A 26,681-nucleotide genomic window follows, 5' to 3' on the forward strand; every position below is an offset into this window, starting at 1 on the left:
GTGGAACTTCCAGAGTACACAGGCCCACTAGGCACAGCAGGAACAGAAGCGACTCCTACAGTGGAACTTCCAGAGTATACAGGCCCACTAGGCACGGCAGGAACAGAAGCACCACCTACAGTGGAACTTCCAGAGTATACAGGCCCACTAGGCACAGCAGGAACAGAAGCGACTCCTACAGTGGAACTTCCAGAGTATACAGGCCCACTAGGCACGGCAGGAACAGAAGCGGCTCCTACAGTGGATCCGTTGAAAGCAGTAGTAGATAAGACCGGAAATATTGAAATTATCGGAAAAAGTCAGGAACTAGCGGATGTTGATCAAGTAGAAAGTAATTCAGAGACTAACAAGAATTTGTCCGGTAAGAAGTATGATGTATATAACCTTCAACTTAAGAACCAAAAAGGACAAGTGGTTAAATCAAACGGTAATCTTCTTGTTAGATTGCCAGTTTCAGGGGAAGTGGAGGCACTTTATGCTATTACTCCAAGCAAGAACTTGCAAGAACTCGCTTACACTATCCAAGATGATAAACTTGAATTTACAACAGCAGACTTGACCGCTTACGCTATCGTCTATAAGGCAGCAAGCAATGATACTCCTACAGCTGTTGATGAGAATGTAAATCCTTCTGCTTCTAATAACCAAGAAGAAGAGCAAAAACCTCAAACGGTTGCTGTTGAAGAGAAGGGACAACTTCCAGCTACAGGGGAACAAAACCCAACTGCTCTAGCTTTGTTAGGTGGTCTAGCTTTAATTTTCTCAGCTGCTTTCATCAGAAACAGAAAGAGAAACTAAACGATAAAATTCCTTTGGACAGATGATTTTTGTAAAATCATTTATCCTAAATAACTACAAAAAAATCAGGAACGTCTGTTCCTGATTTTTTCTATGATACGAAAAAACCAGCTCTAAGTGCTGGTAAATGTTTGAGTTTAGGAGCCACCATTACTTGCAGTTGTCCCAGTCTCACTTGTTGGGCCATTTGATGAGGAAGTGTCTTTTTGTTCAATTTTGCTTGTACCGTCCTCTTTTGTTTTCTCCTCTTTACTACTAGAAGGTTGGGTTTCTTCTTTTTGAGGTGCATCTTGGTTTGGAGTTTGTTTTTGCGTAGGGCTATTTGTATCTGTAGGAGCCTCTTTTTGAATTTCTCTAATGACTGTCGTTTGTTGAGGAGTGGTTGGCTCCTCTTTTTTATTTTTATCCATTGCGTTCATGATGGTGATAGTTGCGGTGATCAGACCAAGGATACTACCGATGGTAGCAATCGTTTTTTGAAAGACCGTAAATCCCTTTTTGATGTGTTCAGTTTTTGGTTTTGAAGTTCGACGATAGTTAGACATGATACTCTCCTTTGATTATGATTTATTATACCTCATTTCTTTAAAAAAATCTTAAAAAAAAGAGGAATTGCCCTTTCTTGTCGCAGGTCTCTTTTCGTGATACAATAGAGGGAGTGATTTTAGAAAGCGTGAGAAAACATGATCTACTTTGATAATTCGGCGACAACCAAGCCTTATCCTGAAGCACTAGAAACTTATACTCAGGTCGCTTCGAAAATTCTAGGAAACCCATCCAGCCTCCATCGTTTGGGAGACCAGGCAACACGAGTTTTAGATGCTTCCCGGCAGCAAATTGCAGATTTGATTGGAAAGAAGAGTGATGAAATTTTCTTTACCTCTGGTGGAACAGAAGGGGATAACTGGGTCATCAAGGGTGTAGCCTTTGAAAAAGCCCATTTTGGCAAGCACATCATCGTATCAGCTATTGAGCATCCAGCAGTCAAAGAGTCAGCCCTCTGGCTGAAAAGTCAAGGTTTTGAGGTGGATATTGCCCCAGTTGATGAGAAGGGATTTGTAGATGTCAAGGCTCTAGCAAGTTTGATTCGATCAGATACGACCCTCGTTTCGATTATGGCAGTTAACAATGAAATCGGCTCTATCCAGCCTATTCAAGCTATTTCAGAACTTTTAGCTGATAAACCAACCATTTCCTTTCACGTTGATGCAGTTCAAGCACTTGCTAAAATTCCAACTGAAAAGTATCTGACGGATCGTGTGGATTTTGCGACCTTCTCGAGTCATAAGTTCCACGGTCTCAGAGGTGTTGGTTTTGTCTATATCAAGTCTGGTAAGAAGATTACGCCTCTTTTAACTGGTGGTGGTCAAGAGGGAGACTATCGTTCGACAACCGAAAATGTTGCAGGGATTGCCGCAACTGCCAAGGCTCTCCGTTTGTCTATGGAAAAGCTGGATCTCTTTACCAGCAAGACAGGACAGATGAAATCAGTCATTCGTCAAGCCCTTCTGAACTATCCAGATATTTTTGTCTTTTCAGATGAGAAAGGCTTTGCTCCTCATATCCTGACTTTTGGGATTAAGGGTGTTCGTGGAGAAGTTATCGTTCACGCCTTTGAAGACTATGATATTTTCATCTCAACGACCTCTGCTTGTTCGTCCAAAGCAGGAAAACCTGCGGGTACCTTGATTGCTATGGGAGTGGACAAGGATAAGGCCCAGTCAGCTGTACGCCTCAGTCTAGACCTGGAAAATGATATGAGTCAGGTTGAGCAGTTTTTGACCAAGCTAAAATTAATTTACAATCAAACTAGAAAAGTAAGATGATAGGAGCATTCATGCAGTATTCAGAAATTATGATTCGCTACGGAGAGCTTTCAACCAAGGGAAAAAATCGTATGCGTTTCATCAATAAACTTCGCAATAACATTTCGGACGTTTTGTCCATCTATCCCCAAGTTAAGGTAACCGCTGATCGCGACCGTGCCCATGCTTATCTTAACGGAGCGGATTATACAGCAGTAGCAACATCACTTAAACAAGTCTTTGGGATTCAAAACTTTTCTCCAGTATATAAGGTTGAAAAGTCTGTTGAAACTCTCAAAGCTACCGTCCAAGAGATTATGAAAGACATCTACAAGGAAGGCATGACCTTTAAGATTTCTAGTAAGCGTAGCGACCACAACTTTGAACTCGACAGTCGTGAACTCAACCAAATCCTTGGTGGAGCTGTTTTTGAAGCTATTCCTACTATTCAAGCCCAAATGAAAAACCCTGATATCACTCTTCAAGTGGAGATCCGTGAGGAAGCAGCCTATCTTTCCTATGAAACCATTCGTGGAGCAGGTGGTTTGCCAGTGGGAACTTCTGGTAAGGGGATGCTCATGTTGTCAGGTGGGATTGACTCACCTGTAGCAGGTTATCTTGCCCTTAAACGTGGGGTAGATATTGAGGTGGTTCACTTTGCTAGTCCACCATATACTAGTCCTGGTGCCCTCAAGAAAGCCCAGGACTTGACCCGCAAATTGACCAAGTTTGGTGGCAATATCCAATTTATCGAAGTGCCTTTCACTGAAATTCAAGAGGAAATCAAGGCCAAGGCGCCAGAAGCCTATCTCATGACCTTGACGCGTCGTTTTATGATGCGGATTACCGACCGTATCCGTGAAGTGAGAAAGGGTCTGGTCATTATCAATGGGGAAAGTCTTGGTCAGGTGGCAAGCCAGACTTTGGAAAGCATGCAGGCTATCAACGCTGTGACCAACACTCCTATCATTCGCCCTGTGGTTACTATGGACAAGTTGGAAATCATTGACATCGCTCAGGAAATTGATACCTTTGAAATTTCTATCCAGCCTTTTGAGGACTGCTGTACTATTTTTGCGCCTGACCGTCCTAAGACCAATCCTAAGATAGAAAATGCTGAGCAGTATGAAAAACGGATGGATGTTGAAGGTTTGGTTGAGCGGGCAGTGGCAGGGATTATGATTACTAAGATCACACCTCAAGCTGAAAAAGATGAAGTCGATAACTTGATTGATAATCTCCTCTAATCAGAAAAACCAGAAGAATTCAGAAAGTATATATGAAAAAGTTAGTTATTTATCCTTAAAATGGACATTTACTGACTTTTTTTCTATTTTTATGGTATAATGAGATAAAATTTTGAATATAGAGAGTTTTCTGACAATGAATCATTCCTACTTTTACTTAAAAATGAAAGAACACAAACTCAAGGTTCCTTATACAGGAAAAGAGCGTCGTGTGCGTGTTCTTCTGCCTAAGGATTACGAGAAAGACACAGACCGTTTTTACCCTGTTGTCTATTTTCATGACGGGCAAAATGTCTTTTACAGCAAGGAATCCTATATTGGACACTCTTGGAAGATAATCCCAGCTATTAAGCGAAACCCAGACATCAGTCGCATGATTGTTGTTGCTATTGACAATGATGGAATGGGACGGATGAATGAGTATGCGGCTTGGAAGTTCCAAGAATCTCCTATCCCAGGCCAGCAGTTTGGCGGTAAGGGCGTGGAGTATGCTGAGTTTGTCATGGAAGTGGTCAAGCCTTTTATCGATGAGACCTACCGAACCAAAGCTGATCGGCAGCATACGGCTATGATTGGTTCGTCACTAGGAGGCAATATTACCCAGTTTATCGGATTAGAGTACCAAGACCGAATTGGTTGTCTAGGTGTCTTCTCATCTGCTAACTGGCTCCACCAAGAAGCCTTTAACCGCTATATCGAGCGCAAGAAACTGTCGCCTGATCAGCGTATTTTCATCTATGTTGGAACGGAAGAAGCAGATGATACAGACAAGACCTTGATGGCTGGCAATATCAAGCAAGCCTATATCGACTCATCACTTCGCTATTACCATGATTTGATTGCAGGAGGAGTACACTTGGATAATCTTGTTTTGAAAGTTCAGTCTGGTGCTATCCATAGTGAGATCCCTTGGTCGGAAAATTTACCAGACTGTCTTCGTTTTTTTGCAGAGAAATGGTAACTTAGGAAAGGAGAAAGCCAATGCATATTGAACATCTTAGCCACTGGAGTGGCCACCTCAACCGTGAAATGTATCTCAACCGTTATGGACACGCTGGGATTCCAGTCGTGGTTTTTGCTTCATCTGGTGGCAGTCACAATGAATACTATGATTTTGGCATGATTGATGCCTGTGCTTCCTTTATCGAAGAAGGTCGTGTTCAGTTCTTTACCCTATCCAGTGTTGACAGTGAGAGCTGGTTAGCCACTTGGAAAAATGGTCATGACCAAGCAGAGATGCACCGTGCCTACGAACGCTATGTGATTGAGGAGGCCATTCCTTTTATCAAGCATAAGACAGGTTGGTTTGACGGTATGATGACGACAGGTTGCTCCATGGGGGCCTACCATGCACTCAATTTCTTCCTCCAGCATCCGGATGTCTTTACCAAGGTGATTGCTCTCAGTGGTGTTTACGACGCACGTTTCTTTGTCGGTGATTACTACAATGATGATGCTATTTACCAGAACTCGCCAGTAGATTATATTTGGAATCAGAATGACGGCTGGTTTATCGATCGTTACCGTCAGGCGGAGATTGTCGTCTGTACGGGTCTTGGTGCTTGGGAACAAGATGGTCTGCCATCCTTCTACAAGCTCAAAGAAGCCTTTGACCAGAAACAAATTCCAGCCTGGTTTGCGGAATGGGGACACGATGTCGCCCATGACTGGGAATGGTGGCGTAAACAAATGCCCTATTTTCTTGGACACCTGTATCTATAAAAGGAGTTGCCTATGAATTACCTTGTTATTTCTCCCTACTATCCACAAAACTTTCAACAGTTTACTATTGAACTAGCCAATAAAGGTATCACAGTTTTGGGGATTGGTCAAGAACCTTACGAGCAACTGGATGAGCCTTTGCGTAATAGCCTGACCGAGTATTTCCGTGTAGACAATCTTGAGAATATAGATGAAGTCAAGCGTGCAGTAGCTTTTCTTTTCTACAAGCATGGTCCTATCGACCGCATTGAGTCCCACAATGAATACTGGCTTGAGTTGGACGCAACACTTAGAGAACAATTCAATGTCTTTGGTGCCAAACCAGAGGATCTCAAAAAAACCAAGTTTAAGTCTGAGATGAAGAAACTTTTCAAAAAAGCAGGTGTCCCTGTGGTACCTGGAGCTGTTATCCAGACAGAAGCAGATGTCGACCAAGCAGTTGAGACGATTGGCCTACCAATGATTGCTAAACCTGATAATGGAGTGGGAGCAGCAGCCACCTTTAAGCTTGAGACAGAAGACGATATCAATCACTTCAAGCAAGAATGGGACCGTTCAACCGTTTATTTCTTTGAGAAATTTGTCACTTCCAGCGAAATCTGTACCTTTGATGGACTAGTGGATAAGGATGGTCAGATTGTCTTCTCAACAACTTTTGACTATGCCTATACACCACTTGATCTGATGATTTATAAGATGGACAATTCCTACTATGTCCTCAAGGATATGGACCCCAAACTGCGCAAGTATGGTGAGGCCATTGTCAAGGAATTTGGTATGAAAGAACGTTTTTTCCATATTGAGTTCTTCCGTGAAGGGGACGACTATATCGTCATTGAGTACAATAACCGTCCTGCGGGTGGCTTTACCATTGATGTTTATAACTTTGCTCACTCCTTGGACCTCTATCGTGGTTATGCGGCTATTGTAGCAGGAGAAGAGTTTCCAAGATCAGAGTTTGAGCCCCAGTATTGCTTGGCAACTTCACGTCGTGCCAATGTCAACTATGTGTATTCAGAAGAAGACTTGCTTACTAAGTATAGCCAACAATTCAAGGTCAAAAAAATTATGCCAGCAGCTTTTGCAGAGCTACAAGGGGATTACCTTTATATGCTAACAACTCCAAGCCGTCAAGAGATGGAGCAGATGATTGCAGACTTTGGTCAACGTCAAGATTAATGAAAAGGATGAAAGGAGTTTGACTTCTTTTGTCCTTTTCTTAAACATAGGTTAAATAAAGCGTTTTCCATAGATTCTTTTAGAAAAGATATTGCTAAAAGGCCTAAAAATTGATAGAATAAGGATTGTCTAAAAAAATTTAAGGAGAATCTATCAAATGGATTTTACATGGGCTATTAAATATGCCACAGAATTCTTGGGAACTGCTATTTTGATCATTCTTGGTAATGGTGCAGTTGCTAACGTTGAACTTAAAGGTACGAAAGGTCACCAAAGTGGCTGGCTCGTTATCGCTGTTGGTTATGGTATGGGGGTTATGATCCCAGCCTTGATGTTCGGTAACGTTTCTGGTAACCACATCAACCCAGCTTTCACTCTTGGACTTGCTGTTAGCGGACTTTTCTCTTGGGATCAAGTACCATTTTACATTCTAGCGCAAGTTTTGGGAGCAATCTTCGGTCAAGCTTTGGTTGTAGCGACTCACCGTCCTTACTACTTGAAAACAGAAAACCCAAACAATATCTTGGGTACCTTCTCAACAATTTCAAGCATCGACCACGGTACAAAAGAATCACGTTTTGCAGCTACTGTTAACGGCTTCCTCAATGAGTTTGTAGGTTCATTTGTTCTTTTCTTTGCAGCACTTGGTTTGACTAAAAACTTCTTCGGTGCTGAGGTTCTTCAATACATGAAACAAATGGCTACTCAAGCTGGACAAACTGTTGATTTAAGTGAATTGGCAGTGAAAGCTCAAGTAGCTCCACATACAGCTGCTGGGATCTCAGTTGCACACTTGGCACTTGGTTTCCTAGTGATGGCCTTGGTAACTTCACTTGGTGGACCTACTGGACCTGGTTTGAACCCAGCTCGTGACTTTGGACCACGTCTTCTTCACGAACTCCTTCCAAAATCAGTTCTTGGTCAACACAAGGGTGATTCAAAATGGTGGTATGCATGGGTTCCAGTTGTAGCTCCAATTGCAGCAGGTATTGCAGCAGTAGCACTATTCAAACTACTTTACCTATAAGAAATGAAACTGGGGAACCCCAGTTTTTTTACCGGAAATTTTTGTAAAAAATTCTGGAATTTAAGTGGAATAGCTTGTAAAAAATCTTAAAATCCTTTAAAATAAAGAGAGTTGGAGGAAGTTATGAATGGAAATCAAATGATACAAATTATTCCGACTTTGAAGGTCAATAACCGAAAATTAAATGAACGATTTTATATTGAAACCTTAGGGATGAAGCCCTTATTAGAAGAATCAGCCTTCCTCTCACTTGGTGACCAAACAGGTGTTGAAAAGTTGATACTGGAAGAGGCTCCAAGTATGCGTACTCGGAAAGTTGAAGGGCTAAAAAAACTAGCCAGACTAGTCGTCAAGGTGAAGGATCCATCTGAAATCGAGGGTCTTCTTTCACAGATGAAGTCTCTTCCTCGCCTATTTAAAGGAAGTCGTGGTTATGCTTTTGAGATTGTTTCTCCTGAACAGGATGTGATTCTTGTTCATGCGGAAAATCATATTAAAGATTTGGTTCCACTGGAAACTGTTCCTGAATTTTCTTCAAATACAAGTATAAGATATTTGAGTCAATTTGAGATTTCTATGGAGTTGCGCTTACCTGAGGGGACGGAGAGTATACTTGCTCCTGAAAAAGTGGGTACAGTTATCACATTTACTCAAGGGGAAGGGCCAGATTTGGCTGTTGAAAACAATGTTACTTGGGACTTGTCTATGCTGAAATTTTTGGTAAAGAATCTAGATTTAACTAGTCTTCGTCAGAAATTTGAAGGCACAGACTATTTTATTCCAAAGTCTGAAAAATTCTTCCTTGGTAAAGATACGAATAACATCGAATTGTGGTTTGAAGAAGCATGAAGTGGACAAAAATTCTAAGAAAAATAGAAGAACAAATCGAGGCAGGGATCTATCCCGGGGCCTCTTTTGCGTATTTTAAGGACGGAGAATGGAGAGAATCCTACCTAGGCTTGAGTGATCCTGAGAAAGGATTAAAAACAGAGTCAGGGTTAGTTTATGACCTAGCCAGTGTTAGTAAGGTTGTGGGAGTAGGGACAGCCTTGACCTTCTTGTGGCAACAGGGGAAATTAGATATTGATCGACCAGTGACGGATTTTTTTCCTGAATGTGATTACCCAGATATTTCTATTCGTCAACTCTTGACCCACGCAACAGACTTGGACCCTTTTATTCCCAATAGGGACCAGTTAGGTGCTGAGGCATTAAGAGAGGCCATGTTTCATCTGAATAGACGTAGTCAGCCTGCTTTTCTATACTCGGATGTTCATTTTTTACTCTTGGGCTTTCTTTTGGAGAAAATCTTTGAACAAGACTTGGATCAGATTATAAAAGAACAAGTTTTGAACCCATGGGGGATGAAGGGAACCATGTTTGGCCCTGTTGAGCTTGCTGTACCGACAGTGAGGGGAGTAGAGGCAGGCAGTATTCACGATCCCAAAGCTCGTCTTTTGGGAAAACATGCTGGAAGTGCAGGTTTATTTTCAACTATTAAGGATTTGCAAATCTTTCTGGAACATTACTTGAAAGACGATTTTGCTGAAAACTTAAGCCGAAATTTTTCTCCCTTAGATGATAAGGAGCGTTCGCTAGCCTGGAATCTAGAAGGAGCCTGGCTTGACCATACGGGCTATACGGGTACCTTCATCATGTGGAATCGAAAGAAACAGGAAGCTGCTATCTTTTTATCCAATCGAACGTATGAGAAGGATGAACGCGCTCAGTGGATAGTTGATCGAAACCAAGTCATGGATATGATTCGTAGTGAAAGGTAGAGGGAAAGTATGTCAAAAACCGTAAAAGGAACTCTCTTTACAGTAGTTGCAGGCATTGCTTGGGGCTTGTCTGGAACTAGTGGCCAATACCTGATGGCACACGGAATTTCCGCTCTAGTCTTGACCAATCTGCGGCTCATTATTGCAGGATTGGTCCTGGTATTTTTAACTTATGCGACCGCAAAGGATAAACTCCTTGCTTTTTTAAAAGACAGAAAAAACCTTTTCTCTCTCTTGTTATTTGCCTTGTTTGGACTTTTCTTAAACCAGTTTGCCTATCTTTCTGCCATTCAGGAGACCAATGCTGGAACGGCGACGGTTCTCCAGTATGTATGTCCTGTTGGGATCTTGATTTATACCTGTATCAAGGACAAGGTAGCACCGACTCTGGCAGAGATTATTTCAATTGGTTTAGCAATTGGAGGAACTTTTCTTATTGCAACGCATGGGGAACTTGACCAGTTGTCGGTCACACCTGCTGGTCTTTTCTGGGGACTCTTTTCTGCCTTGACCTATGCCCTCTATATTATCCTTCCTATCGCTTTGATTAAGAAATGGGGAAGTATCTTGGTGATTGGTGTGGGCATGGTTATTTCTGGTGTGGTGGCTCTTCCTTTCACAGGAGTTTTGAGGGCCAGTATACCGACCAGTTTGGATTTTCTCTTTGCATTTGCTGGCATTATCATCATCGGAACGGTCTTTGCCTACACAGCTTTCTTAAAAGGAGCCAGTCTAATAGGACCTGTTAAGTCTAGTTTATTGGCTTCTATAGAGCCAATCTCAGCTGTTTTCTTTGCCTTTCTGATTATGAAGGAGCAATTCTATGCGATTGATTTTGTTGGTATGGCCATGATTTTGCTTGCAGTCACTATCATTTCTTTGAAAGATTTGTTGCTAGAAAATAAACGGAAGGTTGAATGAGAAACGAGTTACTCGTAAAAAGTGGCTGGTTTGAATATCCTATCGAAATACTGATTGCGGATAAGGAATGGGAGTGGAATTTTATAAAATTTTAAGTTTCTTTTCTTACAATAAACCAATCTTTAACTGCTAGAAGGAGGAGATATGAAAATTTTACAAAGCATTCACCCAACTAAGCCCCTGCGCTACTTGAGATGGTTTGATATTCTGATTATTACAGTTCTAATGTTTGGCCAGTTTATCATTCGGTCAACGGAGCTCTTTTTAGCAAGTATGTTTCCGACAGGTCTGTCAACTACAATGGATACGGTAAGTAATACTGTCGGCGAGGGAGTAGGCTATTCGAGCAACTTCACCTTGCAAGTGATACTTCTGACCTTGACCTTTCTTTACCTTTTGATTCGAAATTATGACTTCAAACAACTTCCCATTCGTTGGACCTGGTCCCTTCTCTTTTGGGTTCCTTTTATATTTGCCATTGTGGGATTGTTTGGAGACCTGGTGACGACACTAACTGGTGAATACAATTACTTAAATCCAGCTCTTTTTGCCCACATAGATCCCATGGAAATTATACGGAAATTCCTAGCGCTTAGTCCGATGGCAATTGCCTATGCCTTGCTAAATGGCTTCTATGAAGAGTTTTTCTTTCTAGGATTATTGACTTCAGTGAAAGAAAAGCACAAGTGGTGGGTTTTGCTTTATTCTACCATCATTCGGATTTCTTTTCACACTTATCAAGGACTGGTGTGGGCACTGGTTATTGGTGTCGTTTATGGCTTATTCTATTACTTCTTATACAAGTATAAATTCAAAAATCTCTTGCCATTTTTCCTCATGCATGCTCTAGCAGATATGTTTGGTTCTAGCCTCATGTATCTCTTGATTGCGTGGGGAGCATGAGAAAAAAACTCCGTTCAATGTACCGCACCACAAAAGTAAGATTCTTCTGTCTAACTTTTTGGGGGCAGTACATTGCAACGGGATTTTCTTTATTCCAGAATTAGTAAACCATCTTTAACAGCAAACGGATCTTTCTCATTGATACGATCGTAAAACATGATTCCGTTTAGATGATCAATTTCATGTTGGACAACGATGGAGTTGTAGCCTTTGAGCTTGATACGATGTTTTTCGCCGTCCTTATCAAAGTAGTCAACTGTAACGCGAGCATGGCGGACTACGTAGCCTGGAACTACACGGTCGACAGATAGGCACCCTTCTCCTTCACCGAGGGCGGCGTCCTGAACAGAGTGAGAGACGATTTTTGGATTGTACATAATAGCTTGTAAATCGTAGGCTTCCTGTGGAGTTTCACCTTCTTCCACAATATTTGGCACTAAAACAGCGATAACGCGTTTTGAGATATCTAACTGAGGAGCGGCAAGTCCAACACCACCACGGAGTCCCATTTTCTCAGCCATAACAGGATCCTGAGAATGTTTGAGGAATTGCATCATTTTTTCACCTAGGATGATTTCCTGATCAGATAGTGGGAAAGTGACCTCCTCAGCAACTGCGCGAAGAGTCGGATTCCCCTCGCGGATAATATCTTTCATATCAATCAAATGAGCAGCTTTTGTAATACGTTCTATAGCAGACATTTTCTCTCCTTTCATTACCTCTACATGATAACACAAAATAGGTTAGAAAGAAAGTCGTAGAAGTTCCTAAAAAATAATATAATAAACGCTATTCCCCTTTTGTCTGTGGTATAATAAAAGAAAAGACTTGCAGTAAAAGCAAGGGGGGAATAAAGATGGAAAAGCGACAAAATAGACGGCCTCATGGTCCTCTTTATGGATTGTTGAAGGCTAGTATTAGTTTCTTTAGGAGATATAAATCTTGGACCAATGCCCAGTTTATTACAGTGTTGTTGCTGGCAGTTGCCTTGTCCATGGGGCTGAACTTGTTAGTTCGAGCAGTACAAGGCAACAAGGGAACGAATCCAGTTGATTCTGCAAGTACTTCTAGTCAATTCAAGGAAAATGATTCTGATGAAAAGACAGCCCGTATCATGGCAAATGGTGACCTTCTCTATCATATCCCTATCTACCGAACAGCTCTAAAAGAAGGTGGGACCTATGATTTTCATGAAAATTTTGAGTATGTGAAGCCCTGGCTCAAGCAAGCGGATTTGGTGATTGGTGATTTTGAAGGAACTGTGAACAAGGATCACTATTTGGCAGGTTATCCTCTTTTTAATGCACCTGGTGAGGTAATGGATGCGATTAAGGAGGCAGGCTATCAGGTTTTAGACTTGGCCCACAATCATATCCTCGATTCTCAGATAGAGGGAGTTGTTTCAACGGCAGAGGCTATTGAAAAGGCAGGGATGACGCCTATCGGAGTTTACACAAAGAAACCACGGGACGAGTCTCCCCTTGTTATCAAGGAAGTCAACGGTATCAAGGTAGCTCTCTTGGCCTATTCCTATGGCTTTAATGGCATTGAGCAGTATATTTCTCAAGAGGACTATAATCGCTATCTTTCTGACTTAGACGAAGAAAAGATGAAGGCGGAAATCGAGCGTGCAGAGAAAGAAGCGGATATCACTGTTGTTATGCCTCAGATGGGAATTGAGTACCAGCTAGAACCGACGGAAGAACAAAAAACACTTTATCATAAGATGGTGGACTGGGGAGCTGATATTATCTTTGGAGGGCATCCTCATGTCGTTGAACCTGCCGAAACGGTTGAAAAAGATGGTGACAAAAAACTGATTATCTATTCCATGGGAAATTTCCTCTCAAACCAGCGCATTGAAACCATGCAAGATGAGGAAAATGCCAAGTGGACAGAGCGCGGTGTTCTCATGGATGTGACCATTAAGAAAAAAGATGGAAAAACAAGGATTGAAACTGCCAAAGCGCATCCGACTTGGGTCAATCGAACTCCAAAAGGAACTTATTCACCAGAAGGCTATCCGCTCTTCCTCTATCAGACCTATATCCTAGAGGACTTCATTGAGGGGGGGGGTCACCGTGACAAGTTGGATGAGGCGACCAAGGAACGAATTGACACAGCTTATAAAGAAATGAATGAACATGTAGGGTTGAAGTGGTAGAAACTCGCCCTAAAGGAGACGAGATGACGATTAAATTGATTGCAACAGATATGGATGGGACCTTGCTGGATCCAAGAGGCCAGCTGGACTTACCACGTTTAGAAAAGATTTTAGACCAATTAGATGAACGAGGTATCCGTTTTGTCATTGCGACAGGAAATGAAGTCCATCGGATGAGACAATTGCTTAAACATTTGGCGAGTCGAGTAGTCCTGATTGTTGCTAACGGTGCTCGGATATTTGAGTACGATACCTTACTTCAGGCTCAGACCTGGGATGATGCTATGGTTGACAAGGCTCTCCTTCATTTTAAAGGAAGAGAGTGTCGAGATCAGTTCGTCGTCACCAGTATGAATGGGAGTTTTGTCAAGGAAGGAACTGTTTTTACAGACCTAGAAAAATTTATGACTCCAGAGATGATTGAAAAACTTTACCAAAGGACCAATTTTGTGGATGAGCTAAACTCAGACCTCTTTGGAGGAGTACTAAAGATGAGTATGGTCGTTGGAGAGAAACGTTCTAGTTCTGTTTTGCAGGAAATCAATGACATCTTTGATGGTCGTGTAAGGGCTGTTTCTAGCGGTTATGGCTGTATTGATATCCTGCAAGCTGGTGTTCACAAGGCTTGGGGATTGGAAGAATTACTCAAGCGCTGGAATTTGACATCGGAACAGATCATGGCTTTTGGTGATAGCGAAAATGATGTCGAGATGTTGGAGATGGCTGGTATTGCCTATGCGATGGAAAATGCAGATGATGAGGCCAAGGCAGTTGCGACTGCTCTAGCACCAGCTAACAGCCAGGCTGGTGTTTATCAGGTTCTAGAAAATTGGTTAGAGAAAGAGGGATAAGGTGGCAGTACAGTTATTAGAAAATTGGCTCCTAAAAGAGCAGGAGAAGATTCAAACCAAGTATCGTGAATTGAATCAAATCTCTGTCCTAGAGCCAGATATCATCTTTATTGGTGATTCGATAGTTGAGTATTACCCTCTTCAAGAGTTACTTGGGACTGCAAAAACGATCGTCAATCGTGGCATCCGAGGCTACCAGACAGGACTGTTACTAGATAACCTTGATGCCCATCTTTATGGTGATGCTGTCGATCAAATTGTTCTCTTAATTGGGACAAACGATATCGGAAAAGATATTCCTATGAATGATGCTTTGGATAATCTTGAAGGTGTGATTCAATCGCTTAACCGAGATTATCCACTGTCACAAATAAAGCTCCTTTCGGTTCTGCCGGTCAATGAAGGAGAAGAATACAAGCAGACAGTATATATTCGTACCAATGAAAAGATTAGAAAATGGAATCAGGCCTATGAGGCTCTAGCCTCCGCCTATATGCAAGTAGACTTTGTACCGATTTATGATAGTTTGACAGATACAGAGGGACAACTTAAATCAGCCTATACAACGGATGGTCTCCATCTAAGTGTAGCAGGTTATCAAGCCCTATCAGATGCTTTGAAAATGTATCTTTTCTAAAGAATAGGCTTGATTTTGCATTTTTTATGAAGATAGGTTATAATAGTTCTATAATCTTGGGGTCGTTACGGATTCGACAGGCATTATGAGGCATATTTTGCAACCCGTGTGGCGACGTAAACGCTCAGTTAAATATAACTGCAAAAAATAACACTTCTTACGCTCTAGCTGCCTAAAAACCAGCAGGCGTGACCTGATTTGGATTGCTCGTGTTCAATGACAGGTCTTATGATTAGCGAGATACGATTAAGCCTTGTCTAGTGGTTTGATAAGAGATTGATAGACTCGCAGTTCCTAGGCTTGAGTTATGTGTCGAGGAGCTGTTAAAACAATACATAACCTATGGTTGTAGACAAATATGTTGGCAGATGTTTGGACGTGGGTTCGACTCCCACCGGCTCCATTTTGAACAGGAATACAGTGTAATTTTTTAAAATTGTATCCTTTGTTGTATCCTATTTATTTTAGTGTGTTTTTGGAGAATTACTCAAGAGGCTGAAGAGGACGGTTTGCTAAATCGTTAGGTCGGGTAACCGGCGCGGGGGTTCGAATCCCCCATTCTCCGTTAGATGAACCCGGTGTTTTTCTAAGTAACTCTACCTGGAGGTGGTCTCCAAGAGTAAGTTTTCATAAAGAGGTGAAACTGAAAAAGATTAAGTTACTAAGTATCTTAGCACTTTCAACAGTTGTCTTGGGTGCATGTTCTGCATTGTCTAAACAGTCATCTGAAGCTTCTTCTGATAACAAGGAGAATACGGAACAAGTTGAGAAGAAGGATGAAGCAGCAGAAGTTAAAGAGAAAGTTACAAAAGATGCTGAGATTCTCTTAGACTCAGTTCTTACTAGTGACTCTGCCCGATTCAAGAAGATTTATGGTGAAACCTATGAAAAATGGACTGAGGCCATATTTGCAGTTCAAACAAGTGAAAAAATCAAAGAAGAAGGTCTTTCGCCTGCATCTACCTACTCAGTACAATGGCACAAAGATTTTCCTGTAGAAACACCAGAAGAAACAATTTCAGGTTTCTTGAAAATGAGACGTAGATTATACCAAGATATTGGTTCTTATTCAGTTAAAGATGTGAAGGTAGATGAATCCGGTAATACAGCAACTGTTACTTTTAACTCTAAAAAGTTGCACTCTAAGGGATTGGCTTCATCTACAAGGGAAGTTCTTACGACTCTAATTGGAGGCATTGACAACTTAGGTAAGTACAACCAATCCGGTTCAGATGTTGACATCAAGCGTTATCAAACATTAATCTCTTACTGGATTTTCGAAAACCTCTTCAAGAATGATTTCACTATCTATAGCGACGTAGATCCAAATCTAGCTCATACACCTTTTACTACTGGGGATTTTGATACAGAAATCAAATTAACCAAGGACAAGGATGGCAACTGGCTCATTTCTCAAGAAGATTATCGTACTCTAGCAACTGAATTGATTGACTATACAGAAGGATATGACAAAATTGTCCGCAATAATTCTCCAAAGTCTAAAGATAAAACTACGGACAAATCTTCAGATAAAAAAGATAAAAGTAATATCTAACCTTTGATTTAAAAGTAAAGCAAGTAGTTCTATGACAGACTACTTGTTTTTAGATTTCAATGACAGTGGAAGTGAGTGATTCATAACTAAACTCGAGGGAGAATCACCTTGCTTCTCTTTTTCTTGGCATTGAAAACGATGACCATATTAGATTTAAATTTTTGAAGTTTTAATATCTAAAAACTCACTTCTTTCACATTTGTAATGTTTGCTGATTACTTTTAATGTAACTCAGGACAGGGAATTCAAGAGTATTAGTGACGTAAGCTTTATTTTAAATATTCGATTTAGAGCAAGCAAATTCTCTTCTATACAAACCAAAGAAATCTGTCTTCTCTCTTTTCTTGGAAGTAGAAAAATGCATGGTAATTGATTTGAAATCATCAGGTGAATAAAATATTGATGTTTGTCTCTTCTCAACTGATTAAATATGTGGTATTCTTAAGATATCTCATAGAAGCCTTACGAGTGAGTTGATTGAATAACTATCATCATAAGGAGGGTGGAATTTGTTTGATAGACAGAAAAATCTATGATATTTTTAGTATTTTTACTCATTAGAGATATTATTGAGGCATTTTAGCCTAAAATCAAAGGAGACAGGGATGTACATTAGATTGGACAATAAGGAGCCCGAGAAAGCGCAAGAAATTGGGAATCAAATTCGTGCTTATAATCGTTCAAAAAGAGAAAAGGCTGAAAGTGAGTCGCTTAATCTTTATGTCGAAGACGAAAAGGGCGATCTCTTGGCGGGCTTGGTAGCAGAGACTTTTGGAAATTGGTTGGAAATCGAATATTTGTTTGTGGAAGAGGAGCTACGAGGACAAGGAATTGGTTCTAAACTACTGCAACAAGCAGAAAATGAAGCCAAGAATCGAAATTGTTGTTTTGCATTTGTGAATACCTACCAGTTTCAAGCGCCAGATTTTTATCTAAGCCATGGCTACAAGGAAGTTTTTACCTTGCAAGACTATCCCTACACAGGGAAAAGATACTATTACCAAAAGGATTTGTGATCTAGACTTATTTCCTTTGAAGAGGAGCTTAGCTAAGTATCAAAAAAGAACGAATACTCTCTATCATGTAAGAGGATAGAGAGTTTTTTTGTTAACAAAACATTACAAAATGACATTTATATATTGCATTGAGTTGGATATATGGTATAATATATTTAAAAAGAAGCGCAACTTTTTAAAAATGTGAAGGAGGACGCTAGTGGCTAAAAATTTAAAATTAAAATTAGCTCGGGTAGAGCGTGATTTAACACAAGGGGATTTGGCAGAAGCTGTAGGTGTTACTAGGCAGACTATAGGCTTGATTGAAGCTGGGAAATACAATCCTAGTCTCTCCCTCTGCCAGTCCATTTGCAGATGCTTAGGCAAAACTTTAGATCAATTATTTTGGGAGGAAGAAGATGAAAAATAGATTTTTTTATTATCAATTATTAGACGAAAGGGAAGAACAACTGATTAACAAAGCTGGGACAGAGTCTTTTAATGTGTTTATCGGGCTCATTCTGCTAAGCTATCTGGTGGCTGTATTATCACCTGCTCTTTTTAATCCTAATATTCTTCTGGTTACCCTTCTTTTAGGAATTTTCTTCTTTTTCAATCGTGCACGACAACTTGGAGTGAACTACTATAGTCGTTTTCATTTTACGATTGTAGGGTGTTTGCTGGTGACTCTCGCTATTACGACTCTCTTGATGTTGGAGAATTATCAATTCAATATCGAAATTTATCAGCACAATCCTTTGAACGTTAAATATTTGTCTGCTTGGGCCATCACTTATCTGATCTACCTTCCTTGGGTTTTTATCGGCAATCTTGGCCTTAAAAGTTATGGCGAATGGGCTCAAAAAAAGTTTGAGCAAGATATGGATGAACTGGAGAATGGAGAATAGCTTGTTAGCTTTTTATCAATCTCAGTAAAATGTGTTATAATAGTACTAATTTATCGGATGGTGTGAAAGTGGTAGAATACATTCATACCTTTGTAAAGTAGGAAGAAGGAAAACAGATGTATCCAGATGATAGTTTGACATTGCACACGGACTTGTACCAGATTAACATGATGCAAGTTTACTTTGACCAAGGAATTCACAATAAGAAGGCGGTTTTTGAGGTTTACTTCCGCCAGCAACCGTTTAATAACGGCTATGCTGTTTTTGCTGGTTTGGAAAGAATTGTACATTATCTTAAAGACTTACGCTTTTCAGATAGCGATATTGCCTACTTGGAAACGCTTGGGTATCATGGAGAATTCTTGGATTACCTCCGCAATTTCAAGTTGGAGTTGACGGTTCGTTCTGCCCAAGAAGGAGATTTGGTTTTTGCCAATGAACCGATTGTGCAGGTGGAAGGCCCTCTAGCCCAATGTCAATTGGTCGAAACGGCTCTTTTAAACATCGTTAACTTTCAAACCTTGATAGCGACCAAGGCGGCTCGTATTCGTTCGGTTATTGAGGATGAACCCTTGATGGAGTTCGGGACACGTCGTGCGCAAGAAATGGATGCGGCTATTTGGGGAACACGCGCAGCTGTGATTGGTGGCGCCAATGGTACTAGTAATGTACGGGCAGGGAAACTCTTTGGTATTCCAGTATTGGGGACTCATGCCCATGCCTTGGTACAGGTTTATGGAAACGACTATGAAGCCTTCAAGGCTTATGCTTCAACCCATCGTGACTGTGTCTTTCTAGTAGATACTTATGACACGTTGCGAATCGGTGTGCCAGCTGCTATTCAGGTAGCTCGTGAATTGGGAGACAAGATTAATTTTAAAGGCGTTCGTATCGACTCTGGGGATATTGCCTACATTTCCAAGAAAGTCCGTCAGCAACTGGACGAGGCTGGATTTACAGAGGCTAAGATTTATGCTTCTAATGATTTGGATGAAAATACTATTCTCAACCTCAAGATGCAACATGCTAAGATTGACGTTTGGGGGGTGGGTACCAAGCTGATTACGGCCTATGACCAGCCAGCCCTTGGAGCGGTTTATAAGATTGTAGCTATCGAAGATGAAACTGGTAAGATGCGCAATACCATCAAGCTTTCAAGCAATGCTGAAAAAGTATCGACCCCAGGTAAGAAGCAGGTATGGCGCATTACTAGTCGTGAAAAAGGCAAGTCAGAAGGTGACTACATCACCTATGACGGTGTGGATGTTGCCAGTATGACAGAAATCAAAATGTTCCATCCGACATATACTTACATCAAGAAGACCGTTCGAAATTTTGATGCCGTTCCTCTCTTGGTGGACATCTTCAAAGCAGGAACATTAGTTTACGATTTGCCTAGTTTGACTGAGATTCAGGCCTATGCTCGTAAGGAATTCGACAAGCTATGGGATGAATACAAGCGCGTGCTTAATCCGCAACACTATCCAGTGGACTTGGCGCGTGATATTTGGCAAGATAAGATGGACTTGATTGATAAGATGCGCAAGGAAGCCCTTGGTGAAGGAGAAGAAGAATGAGTTTGCAAGAGACCATTATCCAGCAACTGGGTGTCAAGCCAGTGATTGACGCCCAGGAAGAAATTCGTCGTTCGATTGACTTCTTAAAAAGATACTTGAAAAAACATCCCTTCCTTAAAACCTTTGTACTAGGGATTTCTGGGGGTCAGGATTCAACCTTGGCAGGGCGTTTGGCGCAATTAGCTATGGAAGAAATGCGAGCAGAGACAGGAGATGACAGCTACCAATTTATCGCTGTCCGCCTGCCCTATGGAGTACAAGCTGATGAAGCAGATGCTCAAAAAGCTCTTGCTTTCATCCAGCCAGATGTCAGCTTGGTTGTGAATATCAAGGAATCAACTGATGCCATGACAGCTGCAGTTGAAGCGACAGGAAGTCCTGTTTCAGACTTTAACAAGGGCAATATTAAAGCTCGTAGTCGTATGATTGCCCAATATGCCCTTGCAGGTGCCCATAGCGGAGCGGTCATTGGAACAGACCATGCCGCGGAAAATATCACAGGCTTTTTTACTAAGTTTGGTGACGGTGGTGCAGACATTCTACCTCTTTACCGCCTCAATAAACGCCAAGGAAAACAACTCTTGAAGGAACTTGGTGCAGACCCAGCCCTTTATGAAAAAATCCCAACAGCAGACCTTGAAGAAGATAAGCCGGGCTTGGCTGACGAAGTCGCTCTTGGAGTCACTTATGCAGAAATTGATGACTACCTTGAAGGCAAAACCATCAGCCCAGAAGCCCAAGCGACTATCGAAAACTGGTGGTACAAAGGTCAACACAAACGCCACCTACCAATCACCGTATTTGATGACTTTTGGGAGTAAAAAGGTCCGGGGGACCTTTTTAGCTTCTTGCCTTGAAACTAGAGAGCAAGAATGACCTCCAGTGGAGGTTTTTACCCTGAGCCTGGAAATGAGAAAGCGAGGAAGGTCCGGGGGACCTTTTTAGCTTGAGCCTTAAGCTTAGAAAGCGAGGTAACATTATGAAAGCAATCGGTACGCAAATGTTAGAGACGGAACGTTTAATCTTGAGAAGATTTGTGGAGAGTGATGCGGAAGCCATGTTTCAAAATTGGGCTTCGTCTGCTGAGAATCTAATCTATGTCTCTTGGGATCCTCATCCTGATGTTGAGGTGACTCGGAACTCGATTCGAAATTGGGTTGCCTCCTATGCCAATCCCAACTACTATAAATGGGCCATTTGTCTCAAAGAGAACCCAGAGCATGTGATAGGAGATATCAGCATCATTGAAATGCACGAGGAAGATTTAAGTTGTGAAATTGGCTATGTTTTAGGAAAAATCTATTGGGGCCGAGGTATGATGACGGAGGCCCTGAAAGCTGTGTTAGACTTTTGTTTTACTCAATCAGGCTTTCAAAAGGTCAGAGCTCGTTATGCTAGTCTCAACCCAGCTTCAGGCCGTGTGATGGAAAAAGCGGGAATGTCTTATCTAAAAACTATTGCCAATGGTGTGGAGAGAAAAGACTACGTTGCGGACCTTATTTATTACCAGATAAGCAGGGAAGACAGGTGATTCTCTTTTCTGTTTCTATCAAAGTCAGACCTTGTCTGGCTTTTTTTGTGCCAGATTTCTAAATAAACTGATTAAATTCCTATTTTTGCCTATCATTGTCCCTGTTTTTTCTGGAGTTTTGGGGATATAATAGACCTATCAAATCAAAGAATGGAGGAAGGCAATGGACAATGCAATCTTTTTTATCAGTGTTTTTCTTGCTGGAATTCTCTCCTTCTTTTCTCCTTGTATTTTACCCTTGTTGCCAGTCTATGCGGGGGTCTTGTTGGATGATAAGAATGATGCTCAGGCTTCTAGTGGAAAATTTTCAATCTCACTTGTTAGTTTATTGCGAACTTTGGCCTTTATAGCGGGGATTTCCTTTGTTTTTATCTTACTGGGTTATGGAGCTGGTTTTTTAGGCAATTTGCTGTATGCTTCTTGGTTTCAGTATGTGACGGGTGCGATTATCATTCTCTTGGGCTTGCACCAGATGGAAGTCTTACATTTGCAGGGACTCTACAAGGAAAGAAGGCTACAATTAAAGAGACAAGGGCAAAAGGGTAACGGCTATAGTCAGGCATTTTTACTGGGGTTAACCTTTAGTTTTGCTTGGACGCCATGTGTGGGGCCGGTTCTGGGGTCTGTTTTGGCCTTGGCGGCTTCAGGTGGTTCAGGAGCTTGGCAGGGTGCTGGTCTCATGTTAGTCTATACGCTAGGTTTGGCGCTACCATTTTTGGTTCTAGCTCTTGCTTCCAGCTATGTTTTGAAACATTTCCGAAAACTCCATCCTTATCTCGGAACCTTCAAAAAAGTGGGTGGTTTTCTCATTATCGTGATGGGAATCTTGGTGCTTTTGGGAAATGCTTCCATTTTGACTACATTATTTGAATAGAGAGGAAAAAGAAATGAAAAAATGGCAAACATGTCTCCTTGGAGTAGGCTCAATTTGTTGCTTGGCAGCCTGTTCGGCTAAAAACATGTCAGACGAGTCTACTATGAAGGAGCAAACCAAAACAGAACAAGTTAGTTCACAAACTGCGACTAAAGGTCAGGAAGTCGCTGATTTTGAACTAACAGGTGTAGATGGCAAGACCTATCGTTTGTCTGATTACAAAGGCAAGAAAGTCTATCTCAAATTCTGGGCTTCTTGGTGTTCCATCTGTTTAGCCAGCCTTCCAGATACGGATGAAATTGCTAAAGAAGCTGGTGATGACTATGTGGTCTTGACAGTGGTCTCTCCTGGTCACAAGGGGGAGCAATCTGAAGCGGACTTTAAGAATTGGTACAAGGGCTTGGATTATAAAAATTTCCCAGTTCTAATTGATCAATCAGGCAAACTTTTGGAAAGTTATGGTGTCCGTTCTTACCCGACTCAAGCCTTTATAGACAAGGAAGGCAAGCTGGTCAAAACGCAACCAGGTTTTATGGATAAGGATATGATTTTAAAAGAATTGAAAGAAATGGGGTAGAGAAAGGCTATGAATGATAAAGTAAAACTATTTGTCTTGGCAGTGGTCATTCTCCTAGCCATAACCGGTCTTTATTTTCTATTGATGCGAAATGCAGGGCAGACAGATAGCTCGCAAATTGAGAAAGCGTCAGTTAGCCAAGGAGGAAAAACAGTGAAAAAAACAGAAATGAGTAAAGACGCAGACTTGCACGAAATTTATCTAGCTGGGGGATGTTTCTGGGGAGTTGAGGAATACTTCTCACGCGTGCCCGGAGTGACAGATGCCGTTTCAGGCTATGCAAATGGTAGAGGGGAAACAACCAAGTACGAATTGATCAACCAAACAGGACATGCAGAGACTGTCCATGTCACCTATGATGCTAATCAAATTTCCCTCAAGGAAATCCTGCTTCATTACTTCCGCATCATTAATCCAACCAGCAAAAATAAACAAGGAAATGATGTGGGGACTCAGTATCGTACCGGCGTTTATTACACAGATGACAAGGATTTGGAGGTAATCAACCAAGTCTTTGATGAGGTGGCTAAGAAATACGACCAACCTCTAGCAGTTGAAAAGGAGCCCTTGAAGAATTTTGTAGTGGCTGAGGATTACCACCAAGACTATCTCAAGAAAAATCCAAATGGCTACTGCCATATCAATGTCAATCAGGCGGCCTATCCCGTCATTGATGCCAGCAAATATCCCAAGCCAAGTGATGAGGAATTGAAAAAGACCTTGTCAGCTGAGGAGTATGCAGTTACTCAGAAAAATCAAACAGAACGAGCTTTTTCAAACCGCTACTGGGATAAATTTGAATCTGGTATCTATGTGGATGTGGCAACTGGCGAACCCCTCTTTTCATCGAAGGACAAGTTCGAGTCTGGTTGTGGCTGGCCTAGTTTTACCCAGCCAATCAGTCCAGATGTTGCCACCTACAAAGAAGATAAGTCTTACAACATGACGCGCATGGAAGTGAGAAGTCGAGTTGGAGATTCTCATCTTGGTCATGTCTTTACAGACGGTCCACAGGACAAGGGGGGCTTGCGCTACTGTATCAATAGTCTTTCTATCCGCTTTATTCCCAAAGACCAAATGGCAGAAAAAGGCTATGCTTATTTACTAGATTATGTCGATTAAGAAGTCTTTCCTAAGCAGTTAGAGGAGAATTTTGCTATACTGATACTAGTAAGTGGTAAAGGAGCAGAGCATGACCTACACAATCTTAATCGTAGAAGACGAGTATCTGGTAAGACAAGGCTTGAGCAAGCTGGTCAATGTAGCAGCCTACGATATGGAAATCATCGGTCAGGCTGAAAATGGAAGACAAGCTTGGGAATTGATTCAACAACAAGTGCCGGATATCATTTTAACCGATATCAACATGCCTCAGCTAAATGGCATCCAATTGGCCAGTCTGGTCCGAGAAACCTATCCTCAGGTTCATCTGGTTTTTTTGACAGGTTACGATGATTTTGATTATGCCTTGTCTGCTGTCAAACTCGGTGTGGATGACTACCTGCTCAAACCCTTTTCTCGTCAGGATATTGAGGAAATGTTGGAAAAAATCAAGCAAAAACTAGACAAGGAAGAAAAGGAAGAGCAGTTACAAGATCTACTGACCGATAAGTTCGAAGGAAACATAGCCCAGAAGATCCAGTCTCATCTAGCTGATAGCCAATTCAGTTTAAAGACCTTGGCCAGTGAATTGGGCTTTAGTTCAACTTATCTGAGTTCTTTGATTAAGAAAGAGTTGGGTTTGCCTTTTCAGGATTATCTGGTGAGAGAACGTGTCAAACAAGCCAAGCTCTTGCTCCTGACAACGGATTTAAAGATTTATGAAATCGCAGAGAAGGTTGGCTTTGAAGATATGAACTACTTTACCCAACGCTTTAAACAGATTGCAGGTGTGACGCCTCGTCAGTTTAAGAAGGGAGAAGGTCGATGAAGCGTTCTTCTCTCCTAGTCAAAATGGTTATTTCCATTTTTCTGGTCTTTCTCATTCTCCTAGCTTTGGTTGGGACTTTCTACTATCACTCTAGTTCTTCAGCCATTGAGGCTACCATTGAAGGCAATAGCCAAACGACTATCAGTCAGGCTAGTCACTTTATCCAGTCTTATATCAAAAAATTAGAAACAACCTCCACCAGTTTGACCCATCAGACAGATGTCCTAGCCTATGCTGAGAATCCCAGTCAAGAAAAGGTCAAGGAAATCCGAGATTTGTTTTTGACCATCTTAAAGGCAGACCAGGACTTGAAAACTGTTGTGCTAGTGACTAAATCCGGTCAGGTCATTTCTACAGATGAGAGTGTGCAGATGAAAACATCCTCAGATATGATGGCTGAGGATTGGTACCAAAAGGCCATTCATCAGGGGGCCAAGCCCATTTTGACACCAGCTCGTAAATCAGACAGCCAGTGGGTCATTTCTGTCACTCAAGAACTTGTTGATGCAAAGGGAGCCAATCTGGGAGTGATTCGTTTGGACATTTCCTACGAAACTCTGGAAGCCTATCTCAACCAACTCCAGTTGGGTCAGCAAGGCTTTGCCTTTATCATCAATGAAAACCATGAATTTGTCTACCATCCTCAACACACAGTTTATAGCTCATCTAGCGAAATGGAGGCCATGAAACCCTATATTGAGACAGGGAAGGGTTATACTCCAGACCACCAATCCTATGTCAGTCAGGAAAAGATTGCAGGAACAGATTGGACGGTGCTGGGCGTGTCTTCACTGGAGAAGTTAGACCAGGTTCGGAGTCAACTCATGTGGACCTTGTTTGGAGCTAGTGTCACATCTCTTCTTGCCTGTCTCTGTTTGGTATGGTTCAGTCTTAAACGATGGATTGCCCCCTTGAAGGACCTGAGAGATACCATGCTGGAAATTGCTTCTGGTAATCAGAATCTTCGTGCCAAGGAAGTTGGTGCCTATGAACTGAGAGAAGTGACTCGCCAATTTAATGCCATGTTGGATCAAGTTGAGCAGCTGATGGCAGATGTTCGTAGACAGGAAGAAACAACCCGTCAGTATGAACTTCGAGCCCTATCAAGTCAGATTAATCCGCATTTCCTCTATAACACCTTGGACACCATCATCTGGATGGCTGAATTTCAGGATAGTCAGCGAGTGGTTCAGGTAACCAAGTCCTTGGCGACCTATTTCCGCTTGGCTCTCAATCAAGGGAAGGACTTGATTTGCCTGTCTGATGAAATCAATCATGTCCGCCAGTATCTCTTTATCCAGAAACAACGCTATGGAGATAAGTTGGAATATGAAATTGATGAGAATCCTGCCTTTGATAACCTAGTCTTACCCAAGCTGGTGCTACAGCCCCTAGTAGAAAATGCTCTTTACCATGGTATCAAGGAAAAGGAAGGTCAGGGTCATATTCGAGTTTCTGTCCAGAAAACGGATATAGGACTAGTCATCCGTGTTGAGGATGATGGAGTTGGTTTCCAAGATGCTAGCGATAGTAGTCAAAGTCAACTCAAACGTGGAGGAGTTGGTCTTCAAAATGTCGACCAACGACTCAGACTTCATTTTGGAGAAAACTATCAGATGGAGATCAATTCTGCACCCGAAAAAGGGACGACGGTTGAAATATACATAAATAGAATAGAAACTAGTTAACTCCCAGTCAA

Annotated in this window: 28 protein-coding genes, 1 tRNA gene and 1 other RNA gene; 28 read left to right on the forward strand and 2 right to left on the reverse strand. The window is 41.6% G+C overall.

Annotation, left to right across the window (positions count from 1 at the left end; all coding sequences use genetic code 11):
- The coding region (locus tag B7709_RS10250; protein ID WP_239822496.1) for an SIALI-17 repeat-containing surface protein at positions 1–798 on the forward strand (798 nt) is incomplete at its 5' end.
- A 137-nt stretch (positions 799–935) separates the two neighbouring features.
- Here B7709_RS10250 and B7709_RS03450 read toward each other — a convergent pair.
- Complete coding sequence (locus tag B7709_RS03450) at positions 936–1,343, reverse strand: DUF6556 family protein (protein WP_084971671.1); 408 nt, start codon at positions 1,341–1,343, stop codon at positions 936–938.
- A gap of 138 nt (positions 1,344–1,481) precedes the next feature.
- Here B7709_RS03450 and B7709_RS03455 point away from each other — a divergent pair, with 138 nt between their 5' ends.
- The 10 genes from B7709_RS03455 (at position 1,482) to B7709_RS03500 (ending at position 11,383) form a co-directional block, all read left to right on the forward strand.
- Positions 1,482–2,624, forward strand: a complete 1,143-nt coding sequence (locus B7709_RS03455) for a cysteine desulfurase family protein (protein ID WP_084971673.1) — start codon at positions 1,482–1,484, stop codon at positions 2,622–2,624.
- 11 nt (positions 2,625–2,635) lie between these two features.
- Entirely contained in the window at positions 2,636–3,850 is a 1,215-nt protein-coding gene (gene thiI, locus B7709_RS03460) for a tRNA uracil 4-sulfurtransferase ThiI (RefSeq protein ID WP_084971675.1), read from the forward strand.
- 136 nt (positions 3,851–3,986) lie between these two features.
- On the forward strand, positions 3,987–4,811 hold the full coding sequence (locus B7709_RS03465; protein WP_084971677.1) for an alpha/beta hydrolase: 825 nt from the start codon (positions 3,987–3,989) through the stop codon (positions 4,809–4,811).
- A gap of 20 nt (positions 4,812–4,831) precedes the next feature.
- Positions 4,832–5,572 (forward strand): esterase family protein, encoded by a 741-nt coding sequence (locus B7709_RS03470; RefSeq protein WP_084971679.1) that lies wholly within the window; start codon positions 4,832–4,834, stop codon positions 5,570–5,572.
- A gap of 12 nt (positions 5,573–5,584) precedes the next feature.
- Positions 5,585–6,751 carry an ATP-grasp domain-containing protein gene (locus B7709_RS03475; protein WP_084971681.1) on the forward strand — a complete coding sequence of 389 codons (1,167 nt, stop codon included), beginning with the start codon at positions 5,585–5,587 and terminating at the stop codon, positions 6,749–6,751.
- 157 nt (positions 6,752–6,908) lie between these two features.
- A complete protein-coding gene (gla, locus tag B7709_RS03480) occupies positions 6,909–7,778 on the forward strand; it encodes an aquaglyceroporin Gla (RefSeq protein WP_049477633.1) in 870 nt (289 codons plus the stop codon).
- Positions 7,779–7,901: 123 nt separating this feature from the next.
- Positions 7,902–8,627 (forward strand): CppA N-terminal domain-containing protein, encoded by a 726-nt coding sequence (locus tag B7709_RS03485; protein ID WP_084971683.1) that lies wholly within the window; start codon positions 7,902–7,904, stop codon positions 8,625–8,627.
- Positions 8,624–9,559 carry a serine hydrolase domain-containing protein gene (locus B7709_RS03490; RefSeq protein WP_084971685.1) on the forward strand — a complete coding sequence of 312 codons (936 nt, stop codon included), beginning with the start codon at positions 8,624–8,626 and terminating at the stop codon, positions 9,557–9,559. The genes B7709_RS03485 and B7709_RS03490 overlap by 4 nt, the downstream gene beginning before the upstream one ends.
- Positions 9,560–9,568: 9 nt before the next feature.
- Positions 9,569–10,480, forward strand: a complete 912-nt coding sequence (locus B7709_RS03495; protein ID WP_061453419.1) for a DMT family transporter — start codon at positions 9,569–9,571, stop codon at positions 10,478–10,480.
- A gap of 144 nt (positions 10,481–10,624) precedes the next feature.
- Positions 10,625–11,383 carry a CPBP family intramembrane glutamic endopeptidase gene (locus B7709_RS03500; RefSeq protein WP_084971687.1) on the forward strand — a complete coding sequence of 253 codons (759 nt, stop codon included), beginning with the start codon at positions 10,625–10,627 and terminating at the stop codon, positions 11,381–11,383.
- Positions 11,384–11,472: 89 nt separating this feature from the next.
- On the opposite strand, the gene def is transcribed toward B7709_RS03500, so the two are convergent.
- Positions 11,473–12,084 carry a peptide deformylase gene (gene def / locus B7709_RS03505; protein WP_084971689.1) on the reverse strand — a complete coding sequence of 204 codons (612 nt, stop codon included), beginning with the start codon at positions 12,082–12,084 and terminating at the stop codon, positions 11,473–11,475.
- Positions 12,085–12,239: 155 nt separating this feature from the next.
- Between def and B7709_RS03510 the strand changes: the two genes are divergently transcribed.
- From B7709_RS03510 to B7709_RS03590, 17 genes are all read left to right on the forward strand, one after another.
- Positions 12,240–13,547: a CapA family protein gene (locus tag B7709_RS03510; RefSeq protein WP_084971691.1), complete on the forward strand. Its 1,308-nt coding sequence runs from the start codon at positions 12,240–12,242 to the stop codon at positions 13,545–13,547.
- 23 nt (positions 13,548–13,570) lie between these two features.
- Positions 13,571–14,398 carry an HAD family hydrolase gene (locus tag B7709_RS03515; RefSeq protein WP_084971693.1) on the forward strand — a complete coding sequence of 276 codons (828 nt, stop codon included), beginning with the start codon at positions 13,571–13,573 and terminating at the stop codon, positions 14,396–14,398.
- A 1-nt stretch (position 14,399) separates the two neighbouring features.
- Entirely contained in the window at positions 14,400–15,035 is a 636-nt protein-coding gene (locus B7709_RS03520; RefSeq protein WP_084971695.1) for an SGNH/GDSL hydrolase family protein, read from the forward strand.
- Positions 15,036–15,093: 58 nt separating this feature from the next.
- Positions 15,094–15,441, forward strand: a transfer-messenger RNA (tmRNA) gene (gene ssrA / locus B7709_RS03525).
- 71 nt (positions 15,442–15,512) lie between these two features.
- Positions 15,513–15,600: transfer RNA gene (locus B7709_RS03530), tRNA-Ser, on the forward strand.
- 78 nt (positions 15,601–15,678) lie between these two features.
- Complete coding sequence (locus B7709_RS03535; protein WP_084971759.1) at positions 15,679–16,590, forward strand: hypothetical protein; 912 nt, start codon at positions 15,679–15,681, stop codon at positions 16,588–16,590.
- Between the two features lie 605 nt (positions 16,591–17,195).
- The gene (locus B7709_RS03540; RefSeq protein ID WP_084971697.1) at positions 17,196–17,606 is read left to right on the forward strand and encodes a GNAT family N-acetyltransferase; all 411 of its coding nucleotides are present in this window, start codon (positions 17,196–17,198) and stop codon (positions 17,604–17,606) included.
- A gap of 199 nt (positions 17,607–17,805) precedes the next feature.
- Positions 17,806–18,015 carry a helix-turn-helix transcriptional regulator gene (locus B7709_RS03545; RefSeq protein ID WP_001107502.1) on the forward strand — a complete coding sequence of 70 codons (210 nt, stop codon included), beginning with the start codon at positions 17,806–17,808 and terminating at the stop codon, positions 18,013–18,015.
- Positions 18,005–18,493, forward strand: coding sequence for a DUF6773 family protein (locus tag B7709_RS03550; protein WP_084971699.1), 489 nt, complete (start codon positions 18,005–18,007; stop codon positions 18,491–18,493). The genes B7709_RS03545 and B7709_RS03550 overlap by 11 nt, the downstream gene beginning before the upstream one ends.
- Before the next feature lie 116 nt (positions 18,494–18,609).
- Positions 18,610–20,070, forward strand: coding sequence for a nicotinate phosphoribosyltransferase (locus B7709_RS03555; RefSeq protein ID WP_084971701.1), 1,461 nt, complete (start codon positions 18,610–18,612; stop codon positions 20,068–20,070).
- Positions 20,067–20,891 (forward strand): ammonia-dependent NAD(+) synthetase, encoded by an 825-nt coding sequence (gene nadE / locus B7709_RS03560; protein ID WP_084971703.1) that lies wholly within the window; start codon positions 20,067–20,069, stop codon positions 20,889–20,891. Before B7709_RS03555 ends, nadE begins: the two co-directional genes overlap by 4 nt.
- A gap of 158 nt (positions 20,892–21,049) precedes the next feature.
- The gene (locus B7709_RS03565; RefSeq protein WP_084971705.1) at positions 21,050–21,601 is read left to right on the forward strand and encodes a GNAT family N-acetyltransferase; all 552 of its coding nucleotides are present in this window, start codon (positions 21,050–21,052) and stop codon (positions 21,599–21,601) included.
- A gap of 163 nt (positions 21,602–21,764) precedes the next feature.
- Positions 21,765–22,475, forward strand: a complete 711-nt coding sequence (gene ccdA2 / locus B7709_RS03570; protein WP_084971707.1) for a thiol-disulfide oxidoreductase-associated membrane protein CcdA2 — start codon at positions 21,765–21,767, stop codon at positions 22,473–22,475.
- Between the two features lie 13 nt (positions 22,476–22,488).
- Entirely contained in the window at positions 22,489–23,052 is a 564-nt protein-coding gene (locus B7709_RS03575) for a redoxin family protein (protein ID WP_084971709.1), read from the forward strand.
- 9 nt (positions 23,053–23,061) lie between these two features.
- Positions 23,062–24,174 (forward strand): peptide-methionine (R)-S-oxide reductase MsrB, encoded by a 1,113-nt coding sequence (msrB, locus tag B7709_RS03580; RefSeq protein ID WP_084971711.1) that lies wholly within the window; start codon positions 23,062–23,064, stop codon positions 24,172–24,174.
- A gap of 70 nt (positions 24,175–24,244) precedes the next feature.
- Positions 24,245–24,982: a response regulator transcription factor gene (locus B7709_RS03585; RefSeq protein WP_084971713.1), complete on the forward strand. Its 738-nt coding sequence runs from the start codon at positions 24,245–24,247 to the stop codon at positions 24,980–24,982.
- Positions 24,979–26,670 (forward strand): cache domain-containing sensor histidine kinase, encoded by a 1,692-nt coding sequence (locus B7709_RS03590; RefSeq protein ID WP_084971715.1) that lies wholly within the window; start codon positions 24,979–24,981, stop codon positions 26,668–26,670. The genes B7709_RS03585 and B7709_RS03590 overlap by 4 nt, the downstream gene beginning before the upstream one ends.
- Positions 26,671–26,681 lie beyond the last annotated feature (11 nt).

Source organism: Streptococcus oralis subsp. dentisani (assembly GCF_002096335.1).
Classification (GTDB): domain Bacteria; phylum Bacillota; class Bacilli; order Lactobacillales; family Streptococcaceae; genus Streptococcus; species Streptococcus oralis_Z.